This is a genomic window from Pseudomonas sp. P105, assembly GCF_032614175.1.
In the GTDB taxonomy this organism is placed as follows: Bacteria; Pseudomonadota; Gammaproteobacteria; order Pseudomonadales; family Pseudomonadaceae; genus Aquipseudomonas; species Aquipseudomonas rhizophila.
Window position 1 is genome coordinate 5,995,607 of sequence record NZ_CP126693.1, and the last position, 16,687, is coordinate 6,012,293.

Annotated in this window: 15 protein-coding genes; 8 read left to right on the forward strand and 7 right to left on the reverse strand. The window is 61.1% G+C overall.

What is annotated here, in order from left to right; genetic code table 11:
* Window positions 1-221 precede the first annotated feature (221 nt).
* Together trxA and QOM08_RS26985 are read right to left on the reverse strand one after the other, a co-directional pair.
* Window positions 222-551 (reverse strand): thioredoxin TrxA, encoded by a 330-nt coding sequence (gene trxA, locus QOM08_RS26980; protein WP_047226095.1) that lies wholly within the window; start codon window positions 549-551, stop codon window positions 222-224.
* Between the two features lie 120 nt (window positions 552-671).
* On the reverse strand, window positions 672-1,379 hold the full coding sequence (locus QOM08_RS26985) for a FadR/GntR family transcriptional regulator (RefSeq protein WP_047226096.1): 708 nt from the start codon (window positions 1,377-1,379) through the stop codon (window positions 672-674).
* Between the two features lie 253 nt (window positions 1,380-1,632).
* Between QOM08_RS26985 and QOM08_RS26990 the strand changes: the two genes are divergently transcribed.
* The 5 genes from QOM08_RS26990 (at window position 1,633) to ppx (ending at window position 6,159) form a co-directional block, all read left to right on the forward strand.
* On the forward strand, window positions 1,633-2,418 hold the full coding sequence (locus QOM08_RS26990; RefSeq protein WP_139048906.1) for a transporter substrate-binding domain-containing protein: 786 nt from the start codon (window positions 1,633-1,635) through the stop codon (window positions 2,416-2,418).
* A gap of 21 nt (window positions 2,419-2,439) precedes the next feature.
* Complete coding sequence (locus QOM08_RS26995; protein WP_092452819.1) at window positions 2,440-3,108, forward strand: amino acid ABC transporter permease; 669 nt, start codon at window positions 2,440-2,442, stop codon at window positions 3,106-3,108.
* Window positions 3,105-3,755 (forward strand): amino acid ABC transporter permease, encoded by a 651-nt coding sequence (locus tag QOM08_RS27000; protein WP_076383065.1) that lies wholly within the window; start codon window positions 3,105-3,107, stop codon window positions 3,753-3,755. The genes QOM08_RS26995 and QOM08_RS27000 overlap by 4 nt, the downstream gene beginning before the upstream one ends.
* Complete coding sequence (locus tag QOM08_RS27005) at window positions 3,742-4,479, forward strand: amino acid ABC transporter ATP-binding protein (protein WP_188251431.1); 738 nt, start codon at window positions 3,742-3,744, stop codon at window positions 4,477-4,479. Before QOM08_RS27000 ends, QOM08_RS27005 begins: the two co-directional genes overlap by 14 nt.
* Before the next feature lie 177 nt (window positions 4,480-4,656).
* The gene (ppx, locus tag QOM08_RS27010; protein ID WP_047226101.1) at window positions 4,657-6,159 is read left to right on the forward strand and encodes an exopolyphosphatase; all 1,503 of its coding nucleotides are present in this window, start codon (window positions 4,657-4,659) and stop codon (window positions 6,157-6,159) included.
* Window positions 6,160-6,303: 144 nt separating this feature from the next.
* Here the strand turns inward: ppx and ppk1 are convergent, their stop codons facing one another.
* Window positions 6,304-8,526, reverse strand: a complete 2,223-nt coding sequence (gene ppk1, locus QOM08_RS27015) for a polyphosphate kinase 1 (protein ID WP_076383067.1) — start codon at window positions 8,524-8,526, stop codon at window positions 6,304-6,306.
* A 17-nt stretch (window positions 8,527-8,543) separates the two neighbouring features.
* Complete coding sequence (hemB, locus tag QOM08_RS27020; protein WP_316912329.1) at window positions 8,544-9,557, reverse strand: porphobilinogen synthase; 1,014 nt, start codon at window positions 9,555-9,557, stop codon at window positions 8,544-8,546.
* A 205-nt stretch (window positions 9,558-9,762) separates the two neighbouring features.
* Here hemB and QOM08_RS27025 point away from each other — a divergent pair, with 205 nt between their 5' ends.
* Window positions 9,763-10,386 carry a DedA family protein gene (locus tag QOM08_RS27025; protein WP_047226104.1) on the forward strand — a complete coding sequence of 208 codons (624 nt, stop codon included), beginning with the start codon at window positions 9,763-9,765 and terminating at the stop codon, window positions 10,384-10,386.
* Here the strand turns inward: QOM08_RS27025 and QOM08_RS27030 are convergent.
* The gene (locus tag QOM08_RS27030; protein ID WP_316912330.1) at window positions 10,367-11,602 is read right to left on the reverse strand and encodes a sterol desaturase family protein; all 1,236 of its coding nucleotides are present in this window, start codon (window positions 11,600-11,602) and stop codon (window positions 10,367-10,369) included. The genes QOM08_RS27025 and QOM08_RS27030 overlap by 20 nt on opposite strands.
* Before the next feature lie 123 nt (window positions 11,603-11,725).
* Here QOM08_RS27030 and elbB point away from each other — a divergent pair, with 123 nt between their 5' ends.
* Window positions 11,726-12,394 carry an isoprenoid biosynthesis glyoxalase ElbB gene (gene elbB / locus QOM08_RS27035; protein WP_173407496.1) on the forward strand — a complete coding sequence of 223 codons (669 nt, stop codon included), beginning with the start codon at window positions 11,726-11,728 and terminating at the stop codon, window positions 12,392-12,394.
* Between the two features lie 119 nt (window positions 12,395-12,513).
* On the opposite strand, the gene QOM08_RS27040 is transcribed toward elbB, so the two are convergent.
* Both QOM08_RS27040 and QOM08_RS27045 read right to left on the reverse strand, forming a co-directional pair.
* Complete coding sequence (locus QOM08_RS27040; RefSeq protein ID WP_047226107.1) at window positions 12,514-12,969, reverse strand: YaiI/YqxD family protein; 456 nt, start codon at window positions 12,967-12,969, stop codon at window positions 12,514-12,516.
* 108 nt (window positions 12,970-13,077) lie between these two features.
* On the reverse strand, window positions 13,078-14,976 hold the full coding sequence (locus tag QOM08_RS27045; protein WP_047226108.1) for an FTR1 family protein: 1,899 nt from the start codon (window positions 14,974-14,976) through the stop codon (window positions 13,078-13,080).
* A 311-nt stretch (window positions 14,977-15,287) separates the two neighbouring features.
* On the opposite strand from QOM08_RS27045, the gene QOM08_RS27050 reads away from it, so the two are divergent.
* Entirely contained in the window at window positions 15,288-16,685 is a 1,398-nt protein-coding gene (locus QOM08_RS27050) for a COG3014 family protein (protein WP_188251432.1), read from the forward strand.
* The last annotated feature ends 2 nt before the right edge of the window (window positions 16,686-16,687 follow it).

Below are 16,687 nucleotides of genomic sequence, written 5' to 3' on the forward strand. Positions count from 1 at the left end.
ATGGAGGGGGGAAATTAAGCTTTTGGCTTAATGAGGCCGCGCCGCGGAGAAGGCGACAGGATCGCGTACTTATTCGAAAGGAGTGCGTCGGCGACGGCTTGCAGGGGGCAAAGGAGAAACCAGTGCGGGGCCGAATGTAACACCTGAGTTTGCGAGCGTCTAGCCCCGAGTAACGAAAAAAGCCCCGCGATTAGCGGGGCTTTTTCAACAGCATTCGGCGCTTAGATGTTGGCGTCGATGAAAGCAGCCAGTTGCGACTTCGACAGTGCGCCAACCTTGGTGGCTTCGACATTACCGTTCTTGAACAGCATCAGCGTCGGGATACCACGCACGCCATACTTGGGCGGGGTTTCCTGATTCTCGTCGATATTGAGCTTGGCAATGGTCAGCTTGCCAGCGTAGGTGTCAGCGATTTCGTCCAGGACCGGGGCGATCATTTTGCATGGACCGCACCACTCAGCCCAATAGTCGACCAGTACCGCGCCTTCGGCCTTGAGTACGTCAGCCTCGAAGCTAGCGTCGCTAACATGTTTGATCAGATCGCTGCTCATGGAATCTCCGGGATTGTCAGCAAAAAAACGTGGCCCATCATAGCTGCCCTTACCGGGTTCAGGAAGCCGCAGTTGATTGAGTCTCGCTATGGTGTCCGATGTATTTGGGTATGACGCCCGTCATGGGGCAGCCGGGGCCACGAAGGAAATTCCGGTGCGCAGTGCGGCGTTACGTACGTGTTCCTGCATGGCTTTTTGCGCGCCACCCGAAGCGCGACGGGCCAGGGCCCGAAGGATCTTGCGATGCTCCTGCCAGGTCTCCATCGCCCGCTCCGCCCTGATGAACGGCAGTTTCTGGCTCTCCAGGAAGATGTCGGCGCTGGCGGTGAGAATACTCAGCATCGCCTGGTTGCCGCTGGCCTGCAGGATGCGCCGATGGAACTCGAAATCCAGCCGCGCCGCTGCGTCGAAATCCCCTGCCTTGAGCTCCCGACGCATGGCCTCGACGTTGTCCTCCAATGTGTCGAGTTCATCGGCGCTCAACGTCACCGCCGCCAACCCGGCCGCGAAACCCTCCAGGGCATAACGCAACTGGAAGATATCCACCGGCGAAGCCTGGGCCGCGAACGGCCAGCCCGGGGCCAGTTCGCTGCGCGAAACCTCCACCGACGACTGCACGAACACACCCTTGCCCGGCTGTACGCTGATGACGCCCAGCGCACTCAACGATGAAAGCGCTTCACGCAGCGAGGCGCGACTCACCCCCAGTTGCAACGCCAGGTCCCGTTGCGACGGCAGCGCATCCCCGGGAGCGAAGCCTTCATCGACGATCAGTTTACGGATGGCTTGCAGCGCCACTTCGGGCACTGCGCGAGAGATGGAATTCATGGTTTTTCAGACGAACCGGGCCAGTGAGCGACCAGTTGTAAAGCTAAACGCCGCGCCCGGCAAGTCGTGCTCCACTTGGGTTCGGCGGCAAATACCAACGCTCGATAACGGTGCGAAACGCGGCGCAACTGTTCAGACCAGTAAGACCTCATCCCACCAGTAAAACCGTGGCTTTGGCAGATTAAAAACCAGCTTGGCATGGCCTGTGCTCTGTCCGAACGCAGAAATCACATCACCGATGCGGAGATTCGCCATGATCAAGCGTTACAGCGCCCTGCTTACCGCCCTGTTCGCCAGCCTGATGCTCACTCATCTGCCCGCTCAAGCGGACGGCCTGGAAGACGTGGTCAAGCGTGGCACCCTCAAAGTCGCAGTCCCCCAGGACTTCCCGCCGTTCGGCTCGGTTGGCCCGGACATGAAGCCGCGCGGCCTGGACATCGACACCGCGAAACTGCTGGCCGATCAGCTCAAGGTCAAGCTTGAACTGACCCCCGTCAACAGCACCAACCGCATTCCGTTCCTGACCACCGGCAAGGTTGACCTGGTGATCTCCAGCCTGGGCAAGAACCCCGAGCGTGAAAAAGTCATCGACTTCTCCAGCGCCTACGCGCCGTTCTACCTCGCGGTATTCGGCCCGCCCGAGGCCGCCATCAATGGCCTGGACGATCTCAAGGGCAAGACCATCAGCGTCACCCGCGGCGCCATCGAAGACATCGAGCTGACCAAGGTCGCTCCCCAAGGCGCCACGATCAAACGCTTTGAAGACAACAACTCGACCATCGCCGCCTACCTGGCCGGTCAGGTGGACCTGATCGCCAGCGGCAACGTGGTGATGGTCGCGATCAGCGAACGCAACCCCAAGCGCGTCCCGGCGCTGAAAGTAAAACTCAAGGATTCGCCAGTGTATGTGGGCGTGAACAAGAACGAGCCGGCGCTGCTGGACAAGGTCAACCAGATCCTGGCCACTGCCAAGACCGATGGCAGCCTGGAGAAAAACTCCCAGACCTGGCTCAAGCAGCCGCTGCCGGCCGATCTCTGACCGTCGCCTGAGAGGTTGAGCATGGCTTATCAGTTCGATTTTATGCCGGTGGTGCAGAACACCGAGCTGCTGTTGCGCGGTGCCTTGTTCACCTTGGAGTTGACGGCCATCGGCGCGCTGCTCGGGGTTGGCCTGGGCATCGTCGGTGCCGTGGTGCGGGCGTGGCATATTCGTCCGTTCGCGGCGATCTTCGGCGTGTACGTGGAGCTGATCCGCAACACGCCATTCCTGGTGCAGCTGTTTTTCATTTTCTTCGGCCTGCCGTCCCTGGGCTTGCAGATATCCGAATGGCAGGCAGCGGTACTGGCGATGGTGATCAACCTCGGCGCCTACTCCACCGAGATCATCCGCGCCGGCATCCAGGCCATTCCGCGTGGGCAGCTGGAAGCCGCCGCGGCCCTGGCGATGAGCCGTTTCGAAGCCTTTCGTCATGTGGTGCTGCTGCCGGCGCTGGGCAAGGTCTGGCCGGCCCTGAGCAGCCAGATCATCATCGTGATGCTCGGCTCGGCGGTCTGCTCGCAGATCGCCACCGAAGAGCTGAGCTTTGCCGCCAACTTCATTCAGTCCCGTAATTTCCGCGCGTTCGAAACCTATGCACTGACCACGCTGATCTACTTGTGCATGGCGCTGTTGATCCGCCAGTTCCTGAACTGGGTGGGGCGCCGCTACATTGCCAGGAGCAGCCAATGAGCGATTTCACTTTCTGGGACGTGGTGCGCAACCTGCTCACGGGCCTGCAATGGACCCTGGCATTGTCGCTGGTGGCGTTTATCGGGGGCGGCGTGATCGGCTTGCTGGTGATGGTGCTGCGCATTTCCAAAAGCGCCCTGCCTCGTAATATTGCTCGCACCTACATCGAGCTGTTCCAGGGCACACCGCTGTTGATGCAGCTGTTCCTGGTGTTCTTCGGCGTCGCCCTGGCCGGGGTGGAAATCTCGCCGTGGATGGCAGCGGCAATTGCCTTGACGCTGTTTACCAGTGCCTATCTGGCGGAGATCTGGCGTGGCTGCGTCGACGCGATATCCAACGGCCAGTGGGAAGCCTCGGCGAGCCTGGCCCTCAACCCGCTGGAGCAGTTGCGCTACGTGATCCTGCCCCAGGCCTTGCGCATCGCCGTGGCGCCGACCGTGGGGTTTTCGGTGCAAGTGGTCAAGGGCACGGCAGTGACCTCGATCATTGGCTTTACCGAACTGACCAAGACCGGCGGCATGCTCGCCAACGCCACGTTCGAGCCGTTCATGGTGTACGGCCTGGTGGCCCTCGGTTACTTCCTGCTTTGCTACCCCTTGTCCCTCAGTGCGCGCTACCTGGAAAGGAGACTGCATGCCTCTGCTTAGAATTTCCGCCCTGCATAAATACTACGGCGATCACCACGTGCTTAAAGGCATCGACCTGAGCGTCGAGGAAGGCCAGGTCGTGGCGATCATCGGTCGCAGCGGTTCGGGCAAATCCACCCTGTTGCGCACCCTCAATGGTTTGGAGTCGATCAACGACGGCGTGATTGAAGTCGACGGTGAATACCTCGACGCCGGTCGCGCCGATCTGCGCAGCCTGCGGCAGAAAGTCGGGATGGTGTTCCAGCAATTCAACCTGTTCCCGCACCTGACCGTCGGTGAGAACGTGATGCTCGCGCCGCAGGTTGTTCAAAAAGTACCCAAGGCCAAAGCGGCTGAATTGGCACGCCAGATGCTGGAGCGAGTCGGACTCGGGGAGAAATTCGACGCCTTTCCGGACCGCCTGTCCGGCGGCCAGCAACAGAGGGTCGCCATCGCCCGCGCCCTGGCGATGTCGCCAAAAGTCCTGCTGTGCGACGAAATCACCTCCGCCCTGGACCCGGAACTGGTCAATGAAGTGCTCGGCGTGGTGCGACAGCTGGCCAAGGACGGCATGACCCTGATCATGGTCACCCACGAGATGCGCTTCGCCCGTGAAGTAGGGGACAAGCTGGTGTTCATGCACCAGGGCAAGGTGCATGAGACGGGGGACCCCAAGGTGCTGTTCGCCGATCCGCAGACGGTGGAACTGGCGAATTTTATCGGGACGGTCGAGTCGGCGACCTGAGGTTCTGTTGCGCCGTTTCTGGCCTCATCGCGAGCAGGCTCGCTCCCACTTTGATCGCGACTCGGTCACTTGTGGGAGCGAGCCTGCTCGCGATTGACGCGAAGCGATCGCCTTTGCGTTGGCGTAAGCGGTTGATCGTGGCAGGATGGCAAGGTTATCGACCGAGACTTTTTGACCATGCCGCCATCCCAAGCCAAGAATCTGTCCCTGATCGCAGCCATAGACCTGGGCTCCAACAGCTTCCACATGGTCGTCGCCAAGGCCCAGAACGGGGAAATCCGAATTCTTGAGCGGCTCGGCGAGAAGGTCCAACTGGCCGCCGGCATCGACGAAGAGCGCCAGCTGAGCGAAGAATCCATCCAGCGCGGGCTCGATTGCCTCAAGCGGTTCGCCCAACTGATCAACGGCATGCCCCTGGGCGCGGTACGGATCGTGGGCACCAACGCATTGCGCGAGGCGCGCAACCGCGGCGAATTCATCCACCGCGCCGAAGAGATCCTCGGCCATCCGGTGGAAGTCATTTCCGGGCGTGAAGAAGCTCGTCTGATTTACCTCGGTGTCTCCCATACGCTGGCAGACACACCGGGCAAACGCCTGGTGGCGGACATCGGTGGCGGCAGTACCGAATTCATCATTGGCCAGCGCTTCGAGCCGCTGCTGCGCGAAAGCCTGCAAATGGGTTGCGTCAGCTACACCCAGCGTTATTTCCGCGACGGCAAGATCACCCCGGCGCGCTACGCCCAGGCCTATACGGCGGCTCGTCTGGAAATCATGAGCATCGAACATGCCCTGCACCGCCTGACCTGGGATGAAGCCATTGGCTCCTCGGGCACCATTCGCGCCATTGGCCTGGCCCTCAAGGCCGGCGGCCATGGCACTGGCGAGGTCAACGCTGAAGGCCTGGCCTGGCTCAAGCGCAGGCTGTTCAAGCTCGGCGACTCGGACAAGATCGATTTCGAAGGCATCAAGCCTGACCGCCGGGCGATTTTCCCGGCGGGCCTGGCGATCCTCGAAGCGATTTTCGACGCCCTCGAACTGCAACGCATGGACCACTGCGAGGGTGCCCTGCGCGAAGGCGTGCTCTATGACCTACTCGGGCGCCATCACCATGAAGACGTCCGTGAGCGCACCCTGGGCTCGCTCATGGAGCGTTACCACGTCGATCAGGAACAGGCCGCACGGGTCGAACGCAAGGCGCTGCACGCCTTCGACCAAGTGGCCGACGACTGGGATCTGAACGACGGGGTCTGGCGCGAATTGCTGGGCTGGGCCGCCAAGGTGCATGAGGTGGGCCTGGACATCGCCCACTATCACTACCACAAACACGGCGCCTACCTGATCGAGCATTCGGACCTGGCAGGCTTCTCCCGCGAAGACCAGCAGATGCTCGCGCTATTGGTGCGTGGCCACCGGCGCAATATTCCCAGGGATAAATTCGCCGAGTTCGGCAATGACGGCATCAAACTGATTCGTCTGTGCGTGCTGCTGCGCTTTGCGATCCTGTTCCACCACATCCGCGGTACCCAGGAAATGCCCCAGGTGGTCCTGCGCGCCGACGGAGCTCAACTGGATGTGCTGTTTCCCGAGGGCTGGCTGGAAGAGAACCAACTGACCCAGGCCGACTTCGCCCAGGAAGCTGAATGGCTTACCCGAGTCGGGATCGTGCTGAACATCCACTGATTGCTCACTGGAGTGAGCTGCAATCCCTGTGGCGAGGGAGCTTGCTCCCGCTGGAGGGCGAAGCCCTCCCAAGAATTCAGGGCCGCTTTGCAGCCCAGCGGGAGCAAGCTCCCTCGCCACAAAAGCTAAGCCTGCCTCTACCTCTTAACGAACCGTCAGCAATGGGCTGCCCAAGCGCTCCAGCAATGTCGCCTGGGCGCTGCGGGCATTCTGGTTGCCGGTCGGCGTGTTGCGGATATAGCGACCGTCCGATTGCAGGCTCCAGCTGTGGGTGTTGTCGGTGAGGTAGCTTTCCAGCTCCTTCTTGACCCGCAGGATCAGCTTCTTGCCTTCCACCGGGAAGCAGGTCTCGACGCGCTTGTCGAGGTTGCGCTCCATCCAGTCGGCGCTGGACAGGAACATCTGCTCCTCCCCACCGTTGAGGAAGTAGAACACCCGGGTATGTTCCAGGAAGCGGCCGATGATCGAGCGTACATGGATGTTGTGGGAAACCCCCGGGATACCCGGCCGCAGGCAGCACATGCCGCGCACCACCAGGTCGATGCGCACGCCCGACTGGCTGGCCTTGTACAACGCGCGGATGATCTTCGGATCGGTCAGCGAGTTGAATTTGGCGATGATGTGCGCCGGCTTGCCGTCCAGGGCGAACTGCGTCTCCCGGGCAATCATGTCGAGCATGCCCTTTTTCAAGGTGAACGGCGCGTGCAGCAGTTTTTTCATGCGCAGGGTCTTGCCCATGCCGATCAACTGACTGAACAGCTTGCCGACGTCTTCGCACAAGGCATCGTCGGAGGTCAGCAGACTGTAGTCGGTGTACAGACGGGCGTTGGCGGCGTGATAGTTGCCGGTGCCCAGGTGGGCGTAACGCACGATCTCGCCGGCCTCGCGCCGCAGGATCAGCATCATCTTGGCGTGGGTCTTGAAGCCGACCACACCATAAATCACCACCGCACCGGCCGCTTGCAGACGACTGGCCAGTTGCAGGTTGGACTCTTCATCGAAGCGCGCCCGCAACTCGATCACCGCCGTGACCTCTTTGCCGTTACGCGCCGCGTCCACTAGGGCGTCGACGATTTCCGAGTTGGCGCCGCTGCGATACAGGGTCTGGCGCACCGCCAATACGTGGGGATCCTTGGCCGCCTGGCGCAGCAGGTCGACCACGGGCGTAAACGACTCGAACGGGTGCAGCAGCAGGATGTCCTGCTTGCTGATCACGCTGAAGATGTTCTCGCTGTTTTGCAGCAACTTCGGGATCTGCGGCGTGAACGGCAAATATTGCAGTTCCGGATGGCTGTCCAGACCGGTGATGCTGAACAGTCGGGTCAGGTTGACCGGACCGTTGACCTGATACAGCTCGGTCTCATGCAGGTTGAACTGCTTGAGCAGGTAGTCGGACAGGTGTTTGGGGCAAGTGTCGGCCACTTCCAGGCGCACCGCATCACCGTAGCGGCGCGAGAACAGCTCGCCGCGCAGGGCGCGGGCCAGGTCTTCGACGTCTTCGGTGTCTACCGACAGGTCGGCGTTACGGGTCAGGCGGAACTGGTAGCAACCCTTCACCTTCATGCCCTGGAACAGGTCATCGGCGTGAGCGTGGATCATCGACGACAGGAACACATAATTGTCACCGGGGCCGCCGACGTCTTCCGGCACGCGGATGATGCGCGGCAACAAGCGTGGCGCGGGGATGATCGCCAGGCCGGAATCGCGACCGAAGGCGTCGATACCTTCGAGCTCGACAATGAAGTTCAGGCTCTTGTTGACCAGCAGCGGGAACGGGTGCGTCGGGTCGAGGCCGATCGGGGTGATGATCGGGGCGATCTCGTCGCGGAAATAGCGGCGCACCCAAGTCTTGAGCTTGGTGTTCCAGTTGCGCCGACGAATGAAGCGAACCTGATGCTTTTCCAGTTCGGGCAACAGAATGTCATTGAGAATCGCGTACTGGCGGTCAACGTGGCCGTGGACCAGCTCGCTGATGCGGGCCAGAGCCTGGTGCGGCTGCAGGCCGTCGGCACCGGCCTGTTCACGGGCGAAGGTGATCTGCTTTTTCAGGCCGGCGACGCGAATCTCGAAGAACTCGTCCAGGTTGCTGGAAAAGATCAGCAGGAACTTGAGCCGCTCCAGCAGCGGGTAGGACTCGTCCAGCGCCTGCTCCAGCACGCGGATGTTGAACTGCAGTTGCGACAGCTCGCGATGGATGTACAGGCTGCTGTCATCCAGGTTGGGAATGACAATCGCAGGGGCCACGGGGGCCTCGGGCACCACCGGCGGCGTAGGCACGGCCTCATGCTCCGGCGGTGTTTCGGCGACCTGCTCGACCACGGGCTGAGCGTCTTTTACGGCAACTTCAGAGAGTCCTTCGGTATTCATCACAAGTTCCTGGGAGGCTATTTCTGCTCTCGTAACAATTGGGCGGCGCGCACAGCAAAGTAAGTCAGGATGCCATCAGCTCCTGCACGTTTGAAAGCGGTCAAGGACTCAAGGATCACTCCTTCGCCCAACCAGCCGTTCTGGATTGCCGCCATGTGCATGGCGTACTCGCCGCTGACCTGATAGACAAAGGTCGGTACTTTGAATTCGTCTTTGACCCGGCAAAGAATGTCGAGGTAAGGCATGCCCGGCTTGACCATGACCATATCAGCCCCTTCTGACAAGTCCGCCGCCACTTCGTGCAAGGCTTCCTGGCTGTTGGCCGGGTCCATCTGATAAGAGGCCTTGTTGGCCTTGCCCAGATTCAGCGCCGAGCCGACCGCATCACGGAACGGGCCGTAATAGGCGCTGGCGTACTTGGCCGAGTAGGCCATGATCCGCACATTGACATGACCGGCCACTTCAAGCGCCTCACGGATCGCCTGGATGCGACCGTCCATCATGTCCGACGGCGCCACCACCTGGGCACCGGCCTCGGCGTGAGACAACGCCTGCCTGACCAGTGCATCGACGGTAATGTCATTCTGCACATAGCCTTCTTCATCGAGAATGCCGTCCTGCCCATGCGTGGTGAACGGGTCCAGCGCCACGTCGGTGATCACGCCCAGTTCCGGGAAACGGGCACGCAGGGCACGGGTCGCGCGCTGGGCGATGCCATCGGGGTTCCAGGCTTCGGCGGCGTCCAGGGACTTGAGCCCGGCAGGCGTGACCGGGAACAGCGCCAGCGCCGGAATACCCAGCTCGACCCACTTGGCGGCTTCTTCAAGCAACAGGTCGATGGTCAGGCGCTCTACCCCGGGCATCGATGCCACGGCCTCGCGACGGTTCTCACCGTCCAGCACGAACACCGGCAGGATCAGGTCATCAGTGGTCAGCACGTTTTCACGCACCAGCCGACGAGAGAACTCATCACGGCGATTGCGACGCAGACGGGTAGCGGGGAACAGACGATTGGCGGGGGTAAAGCTCACGGCAGACTCCTGAGCCCGCGCTGACGGGCGAGCGTGACAGTTATAGACGGCCATTATGACGAACAGATGACAGATATGTGCACCTGCGTCCCGTCGTCGCAGTCATTGTCGTTGCAGGAAATGTTCACGTCGAGACACATCTCGATACTTTCCTGAATGTGTCCGAAGGGTTAGGCTGCGCGTTCATTTCGCCAGCACCCAGACAATGCTCCAGCAATTTCTCCATGACTTCGGCTACCTGGCCTTGTTTATCGGCACGTTCTTCGAAGGCGAAACCATCCTCGTGCTCGCAGGCTTCCTGGCGTTCCGTGGCTACATGGACATCAATCTGGTGGTGGTGGTGGCGTTCTGCGGCAGCTACGCGGGCGATCAGTTGTGGTACTTCATGGGGCGCAAGCACGGCCGCAGGCTACTGGCGCGAAAACCTCGCTGGCAGTTGATGGGCGATCGGGCGCTGGAGCACATTCGCCGGCATCCGGACATCTGGGTCCTGAGTTTTCGCTTCGTCTACGGCTTGCGCACAGTCATGCCGGTGGCCATCGGGCTGTCGGGCTATCCGCCGGGCCGCTATCTGTTGCTCAATGGTATCGGCGCGGCGATCTGGGCCACTGCCCTGGCCGCCGCCGCGTACCACTTCGGCGCGGTGCTCGAAGGCATGCTGGGCAGCATCAAGAAATATGAGTTGTGGGTACTCGGTGCCCTGCTGGTGCTGGGGCTATGCCTGTGGCTGCGTCGACGTATCAAGAATGCACGGCTGGCCAGGAAAGTCCTCGAAGCCGAACGGCTGGAGCAAGCCAGGACCCACGAGCCTACGACGCCAGCCGAGTGACCCGGCTGCGACAGCAATACAGCCCGATGCCACTGAGCAGGCTGTAGCTGAGCAACCCAACCCAGGCCACGGGGCTGGCCGGCCACAAACCCACCAGCGGCGCCAGCCACACCAGTGGTAAATTCAGGACCAGCCGCAACAGCTCCAGCCTCAGGGCCCACGGGCGATTCTCCAGGGCCACGCCCAACACAAACAAACCCAGCGCCACCGTGCCCCAACCCAACACCAGGGCAGCAACCGACAGGCTGTTCTCCAGGTTCATCAAGTAACTGCCCAGCGCAATGTAGGTACAGAACTGCAACGCCACGTACCACTGCTGGCGACCGTCCAGCGGCACCTCGAATTTGCGGAACTGACTCAGGTCCGGCTTGCTCAGCGGGTACCGCGCCGCCACATCCGCCGGACGCCAACCGGTGGGCATAAACCAGATCCGCAGCTTGTCTCGCCAGCGCTCTGCCCGTCGCGCATCCGCCCACAATTGCACATAGAACTGCAGGTTGGCCCACAACGGATTCCAGCTCGCCAGCGGCGTGGTCACGCCAAAAATCACCGGTTCGTTAGCGTCTTCTTCCTGAAAGGTGCGAAACAGACGGTCCCAAATAATGAACACCCCGCCGTAATTGCGATCCATGTAAAGAGGGTTCTGTGCATGGTGGGCGCGATGATTGGACGGCGTAACGAAACACCACTCCAGCCAGCCGAGCTTGGGGATGTGTTGGGTGTGGACCCAGAACTGATACAGCAGATTCAACGCCGCCACGCTGACGAACACCACCAGCGGCACGCCGGCCACCGCCAGCGGCAGGTAGAAAATCCAGCTCAACACAAACCCGGTGCTGGTCTGGCGCAACGCCGTGGAGAGGTTGTAGTCCTCGCTCTGATGATGGACCGAATGGGCCGCCCAGAGGATGTTGCGCTCATGGCCCATGCGGTGCAGCCAGTAATAACAGAAGTCGTAGAACACGAAGGCCAATACCCAGACCCAGGCCTGGTCGGCAGACAAGTGGATAACGGCCAGGTGTTCCAAGGCAAACGCGTAGGTCACCAACCCCACGCCCTTGGTCAGCAAACCGGTCGTGGTGGAGAGCACGCCGGTGCTCAGGCTGTTGATGGCGTCTGCCACGCGGTAATGGCTCACACCCCGCCAGCGGTCGGCCAGCAACTCGACGGCAATCAGCACAAAGAAAAACGGCACGGCATACAGAATGAAATTCATGACGCAACCCGAGCAGACAAAGCAGGGAGATAGTCGGCAGATTAGGTGTAGCTGCTCGATAACCCTATGGCAACGAGTGACAAATTAGTGGACATTTAACGCCATGAATCTGGAGAAAAGCCCATGAGCAAAAAAGTTGCAGTGATCCTTTCCGGCTGTGGCGTGTATGACGGTGCAGAGATCCAAGAAAGCGTGATCACCTTGCTGCGCCTCGACCAGCGCGGCGCACAGGTGCAGTGTTTCGCCCCCGACATCGCGCAGCTGCAGGTCATCAATCACCTGACCGGCGAGCAGATGCCCGAGAGCCGCAACGTGCTGGTGGAGTCCGCCCGGATCGCTCGGGGCAATGTAAAGGATTTGCGCGAAGCCAACGCCGAGGACTTCGACGCGCTGATCGTGCCTGGCGGTTTCGGCGCGGCGAAGAACCTCTCCAACTTTGCCGTCGAAGGCGCGGGCTGCACCGTCCAGCCTGAGGTTCTGGCGCTGACCGAAGCCTTTGCCGAGGCCGGAAAACCGGTGGGGCTGATCTGCATTTCCCCGGCCCTGGCGGCAAAAATCTATGGTCCGGGGGTGACCTGTACCATTGGCACAGATACCGACACTGCCGCCGCCGTTACCAAAATGGGCGGCATCCACGAAGACTGCGCTGTCACCGATATCGTCGAAGACACTGCGCGCAAGCTGGTCAGCACGCCGGCCTACATGCTGGCGCAGAACATCAGCGAAGCGGCTTCGGGGATCAATAAACTGGTGGACCGGGTGCTGGAGTTGACTCACGAGAATGACGAGTAACACCACCCTTCAATGTGGGAGCGAGCCTGCTCGCGAAGGCGTCAGTTCAGTTGATGTATCTGTTTGCTGACACACCGTCATCGCGAGCAGGCTCGCTCCCACAAGAGGTCCGAGCAGACTCAGGAAGTTCGGGCCAAGCGCGTCAGTATCCGATCCAGCGCATTGGCGAACCCTTGCTTGTCCCGCTCGCTATACGCTGCCGGCCCGCCGCCCATATGGCCCTGCTCACGCAAGTCGGTGAACAGGTTGCGCACCGCCAGCCGATCACCCATGTTCTGCGCATCGAACTCCTTGCCCCGCGGATCCAGTGCCGCAACCCCCTTCTTCACCAGCCGGTCAGCCAACGGTACGTCGCTGCAGATCACCAGCTCACCCGGTACGGCATGCTCCACCAGGTAATCGTCCGCCGCGTCAGGCCCGCTGGGCACCACGATCAGCTTCACGCAGGCCAAGGCCGGCTTGATCTGCGGTTGGCCGGCCACCAGCACCACTTCGAAGCGGCGTTTCAAGGCGAACTTGACCACCAGTTCCTTCGCGGCCTTGGGGCAGGCGTCGGCGTCGATCCATACACGCATTGAGTTTTTCCTCTAATTAAAAGCATCGCGGGCAAGCCTTGCTCTCACAGGCGAATACTGACTGTGGGAGCAAGGCTTGCCCGCGATTATGAGCGCAGCGAATGCTGTTCAGGAAACCTGGACCCTACGCTTCTCCGCCACCCGACTGCGCCCGTACAACACCAAAATGGCCACGATCGCCACCACTTGGGCGGCCAAGGAATAAGCATCGGCGTGAATGCCCAGCCAGTCGAAATCGAAGAACGCCACCGGACGGGTGCCAAAGATCCCGGCTTCTTGCAGCGCCTTCACGCCATGACCGGCAAAAACCACCGACAGCGCGCAGAGCAATCCGGCATTGATGCTGAAAAACAACGCCAGCGGCAGTTTCGCCGAGCCGCGCAGAATCACCCAGGCCAACCCCACCAACAGCACCAGCGCCGTGGCGCCGCCAGCCAACACGGCATCATGCCCGGCGGGACCGGCTTGCAGCCACAGGGTTTCGTAGAACAGGATCACTTCGAACAGCTCGCGATAGACCGAGAAAAACGCCAGGATCGCAAAACCGAAACGTCCGCCGCCGCCCACCAGACTGCTCTTGATGTAATCCTGCCAGGCCGCCGCGTGACGTCGGTCGTGCATCCACACACCCAGCCACAGCACCATCACACTGGCAAACAAGGCCGTTGCGCCTTCGAGCAATTCGCGCTGGGCGCCGCTGACGTCAATCACATAGGCGGCCAGCCCCCAGGTCGCCAGACCAGCCAGCAGCGCCAGCCCCCAACCGACGTTGACGCTGCGAACCGCTGACTGTTGACCGGTATTGCGCAGGAACGCCAGGATCGCCGCCAGCACCAGAATCGCTTCCAGCCCTTCGCGAAGCAGAATCAGCAAGCCCGAGATGTAACTCAACGACCAGCTCAAACCGTCGCCACCCAGCAAATTCGCCGACTCCGTCAGCTTGGCCTTGGCCGCGTCCAGGCGCTGCTCGGCCTGCTCGACCGACAAGCCATCCTGCAACGACTGACGGTAGGCCATCAGCGCTTTTTCAGTGTCCTTGCGCACATTGGCATCGACGTTATCCAGCGAACTTTCCACCAGCTCGAAACCTTCCAGGTAAGCGGCTACCGACAAGTCATAGGCTTGGTCGTGATCACCGGCGCGATACGCCGCGATGCTCTTGTCCAGGGTGGTGGCGGTGTAGTCGAGCAACTGCGCCGGGCCACGCTGCACTTGTGGCGGCTGGGCACGCTGGGCGCGAAAGGTGGCTGCCGCTTCAGGGCCCTGCGCCGCGAGGATTTCGGCCGGTGTCTGGCGCGCCAGATCAGCGAGGTTAAAGGTCTGTCCGCTTTTAGCGGCCGCCGGATCGGCGCTGAAGCTGGCGATGTACGTCGCCAGGTCCCAGCGCTGACGGTCGTCGAGCTGATCGGCAAAGGCCGGCATGTCAGTGCCTTCGACGCCCATGCCAAGCGTGTTGTAGATCGCGTAGAGACTCAGATGATCCAGGCGCGCCCCATCGCGCAGGTTGGCGGGTGCAGGCTCCAGGCCGACACCGGCAGGACCGTCGCCAGCCCCGCTGTCACCGTGGCACACCGAGCAATTTTGCGCATACAGCGGCGCACCGCGGGCCGGGTCCGGGGTGATCACCGGCGCCTGACTGACCTCATACGCCACCGCCAGTCGGGCCCCCAGTTGCCGCGCCAGGCGGGCGACCTCATCGCCGTCCTGATGCGCGGTGATGGCGCTGCGCAAGGCGCCGACGCCTTGTGTCAGCTCTGCTTTTTCAGGTTTGGCTGGCAGCGCAACGATCAGCCCTTCCAGGCGCTGGGTAAATTCCAGTTGCTCGCGGTATTCAGACTCGTCGACAACCTTGCCCGCCTGCACCGTCGCCGGATAATCCGCCCCGATGTAATCCAGTAAATGCAGCGCCTGGGGGGCGCCCTCCAGGGTGTCGGCCAATAGATTGGCGCTGCATAGCGCAAACAACGGCAGCGCTAGCCAGGCCAGAAAACGGTACGGGGCAGTCATGAATGACTCTCAGATGGAAATAAGAAGTAACACATTGTTCACTTCCAATGACCTTGACTCAAGGGTTGATGTGTTTCTGAAGCAGATTTCATCGGATCTTCACGCTTGGAAGTGATGTCACAAAAACCGCATTACGAGATTAAAAAGCCATTACATAGCCAACGGCCATGTTTATAATCCCGCCGCCCTCTTATTGTCCGAAGGCATAAAAGCTCCTCCGGTTATGAGGAACCGACAGCGCCCGGCGCTCGTCCGTGGATCGTCCCAGCCCGACCCGCACCCCCGGCTGATACCTCAGGGAAGAAGTATTCATGGCATCCCGTGCCGCTCTTTCGATCGCCCTCGGCGCGATCACCTTGTTGTCTGGCTGCTCTGCGTTTCGCAACTACGACAGCGAATTGGCCCAGACCAATCAGCAACTGGCTTCCGGCAACGTCGACGCGGCGTTGACCCTGCTGGAGAAAAACAACACCAGCCAAGACAAAGACCTGCTGTATTTCTTCGAAAAAGGCGAACTGTTGCGCGCCAAGGGCGACCTGCCCGGCAGTCAGGCTGCCTGGTCCAGCGCCGATCAGCAGGTGGGTCAGTGGGAAGATGCAGTCAAGCTCGACACAGGCAAATATCTGGCACAATTCGGCAGCTTTCTGGTCAACGATAAAGTTCGACGCTACGAAGGCTATGACTACGAAAAGGTCATGCTGACCACGCAGATGGCCCTGAACCAGCTGGCCGTGAACGACTTCGACGGCGCGCGGATGCAGATCAAGAAAACCCACGAGCGCGAAGCGGTTATTGCCGACCTGCGGGACAAGGAATACCTCAAGCGCGAGGAAGACGCCGAGAAGCAAGGGGTCAAGACCGAGTACAAGGACCTGCAGGGCTACCCGGTGGCCAGCCTCGACGCGCCGGAAGTGATCAGCCTGAAAAACAGCTATCAGAGTGCGTTCAGCCATTACCTGGCCGGGTTCGTCTATGAAGCCTTGGGCGAAAAAGACCTGGCCGCTCCGGGTTATCGCAAAGCCGCCGAACTGCGTCCGAATACGCCGTTGCTGGAGCAGGCATTGATCAACCTCGACAAGCCCGCTGGCAAGAAGGATGAAAGCGACATCCTGATTGTGGTGCAGAGCGGCCTGGCGCCGTCCCGGGACTCGATCCGCATTCCCCTGCCCCTGCCCATCAGCGGCAATGTGGTGATCACGCCACTGTCATTCCCCCTGATCAAGCCTGACACCTCCACCGCCACGTTCACTCAAATCGGTGTCGACGGTCGTCAACTGGACCTGACCCAGCTCAACAGCACCACAGCAATGTCCCGCCGCGCCCTGCGCGACGACATGCCCGGCATCATCCTGCGCACAACCGTGCGCGCGATCACCCGTGGCGTGGCGCAAAAACAGATCAACGAAACCAATCCCCTGGCCGGCCTCGCGGTGGGCCTGACCTCGGCCGTGCTGGAAGGCGCGGACACCCGGACCTGGCGCACCCTGCCGGACTACACCCAAGTGGTGCGTCTGCGCCTGAAAAAAGGTGAACACCAGGTCACCTTGCCGAATGCGGTGGGCGGTTCGGTGGTCAAGGTCACCGTCGATCAGCGTTACCAGGTCATCAGCCTGCGGGCGGTGGGCAATCAGGTCTTCGCCGGTGGCCTGGCCGCCCAGGTGATCCCGAGCACCAACCCGACCGCCGTCGCCAGCATCAAGCAACCTTAAGA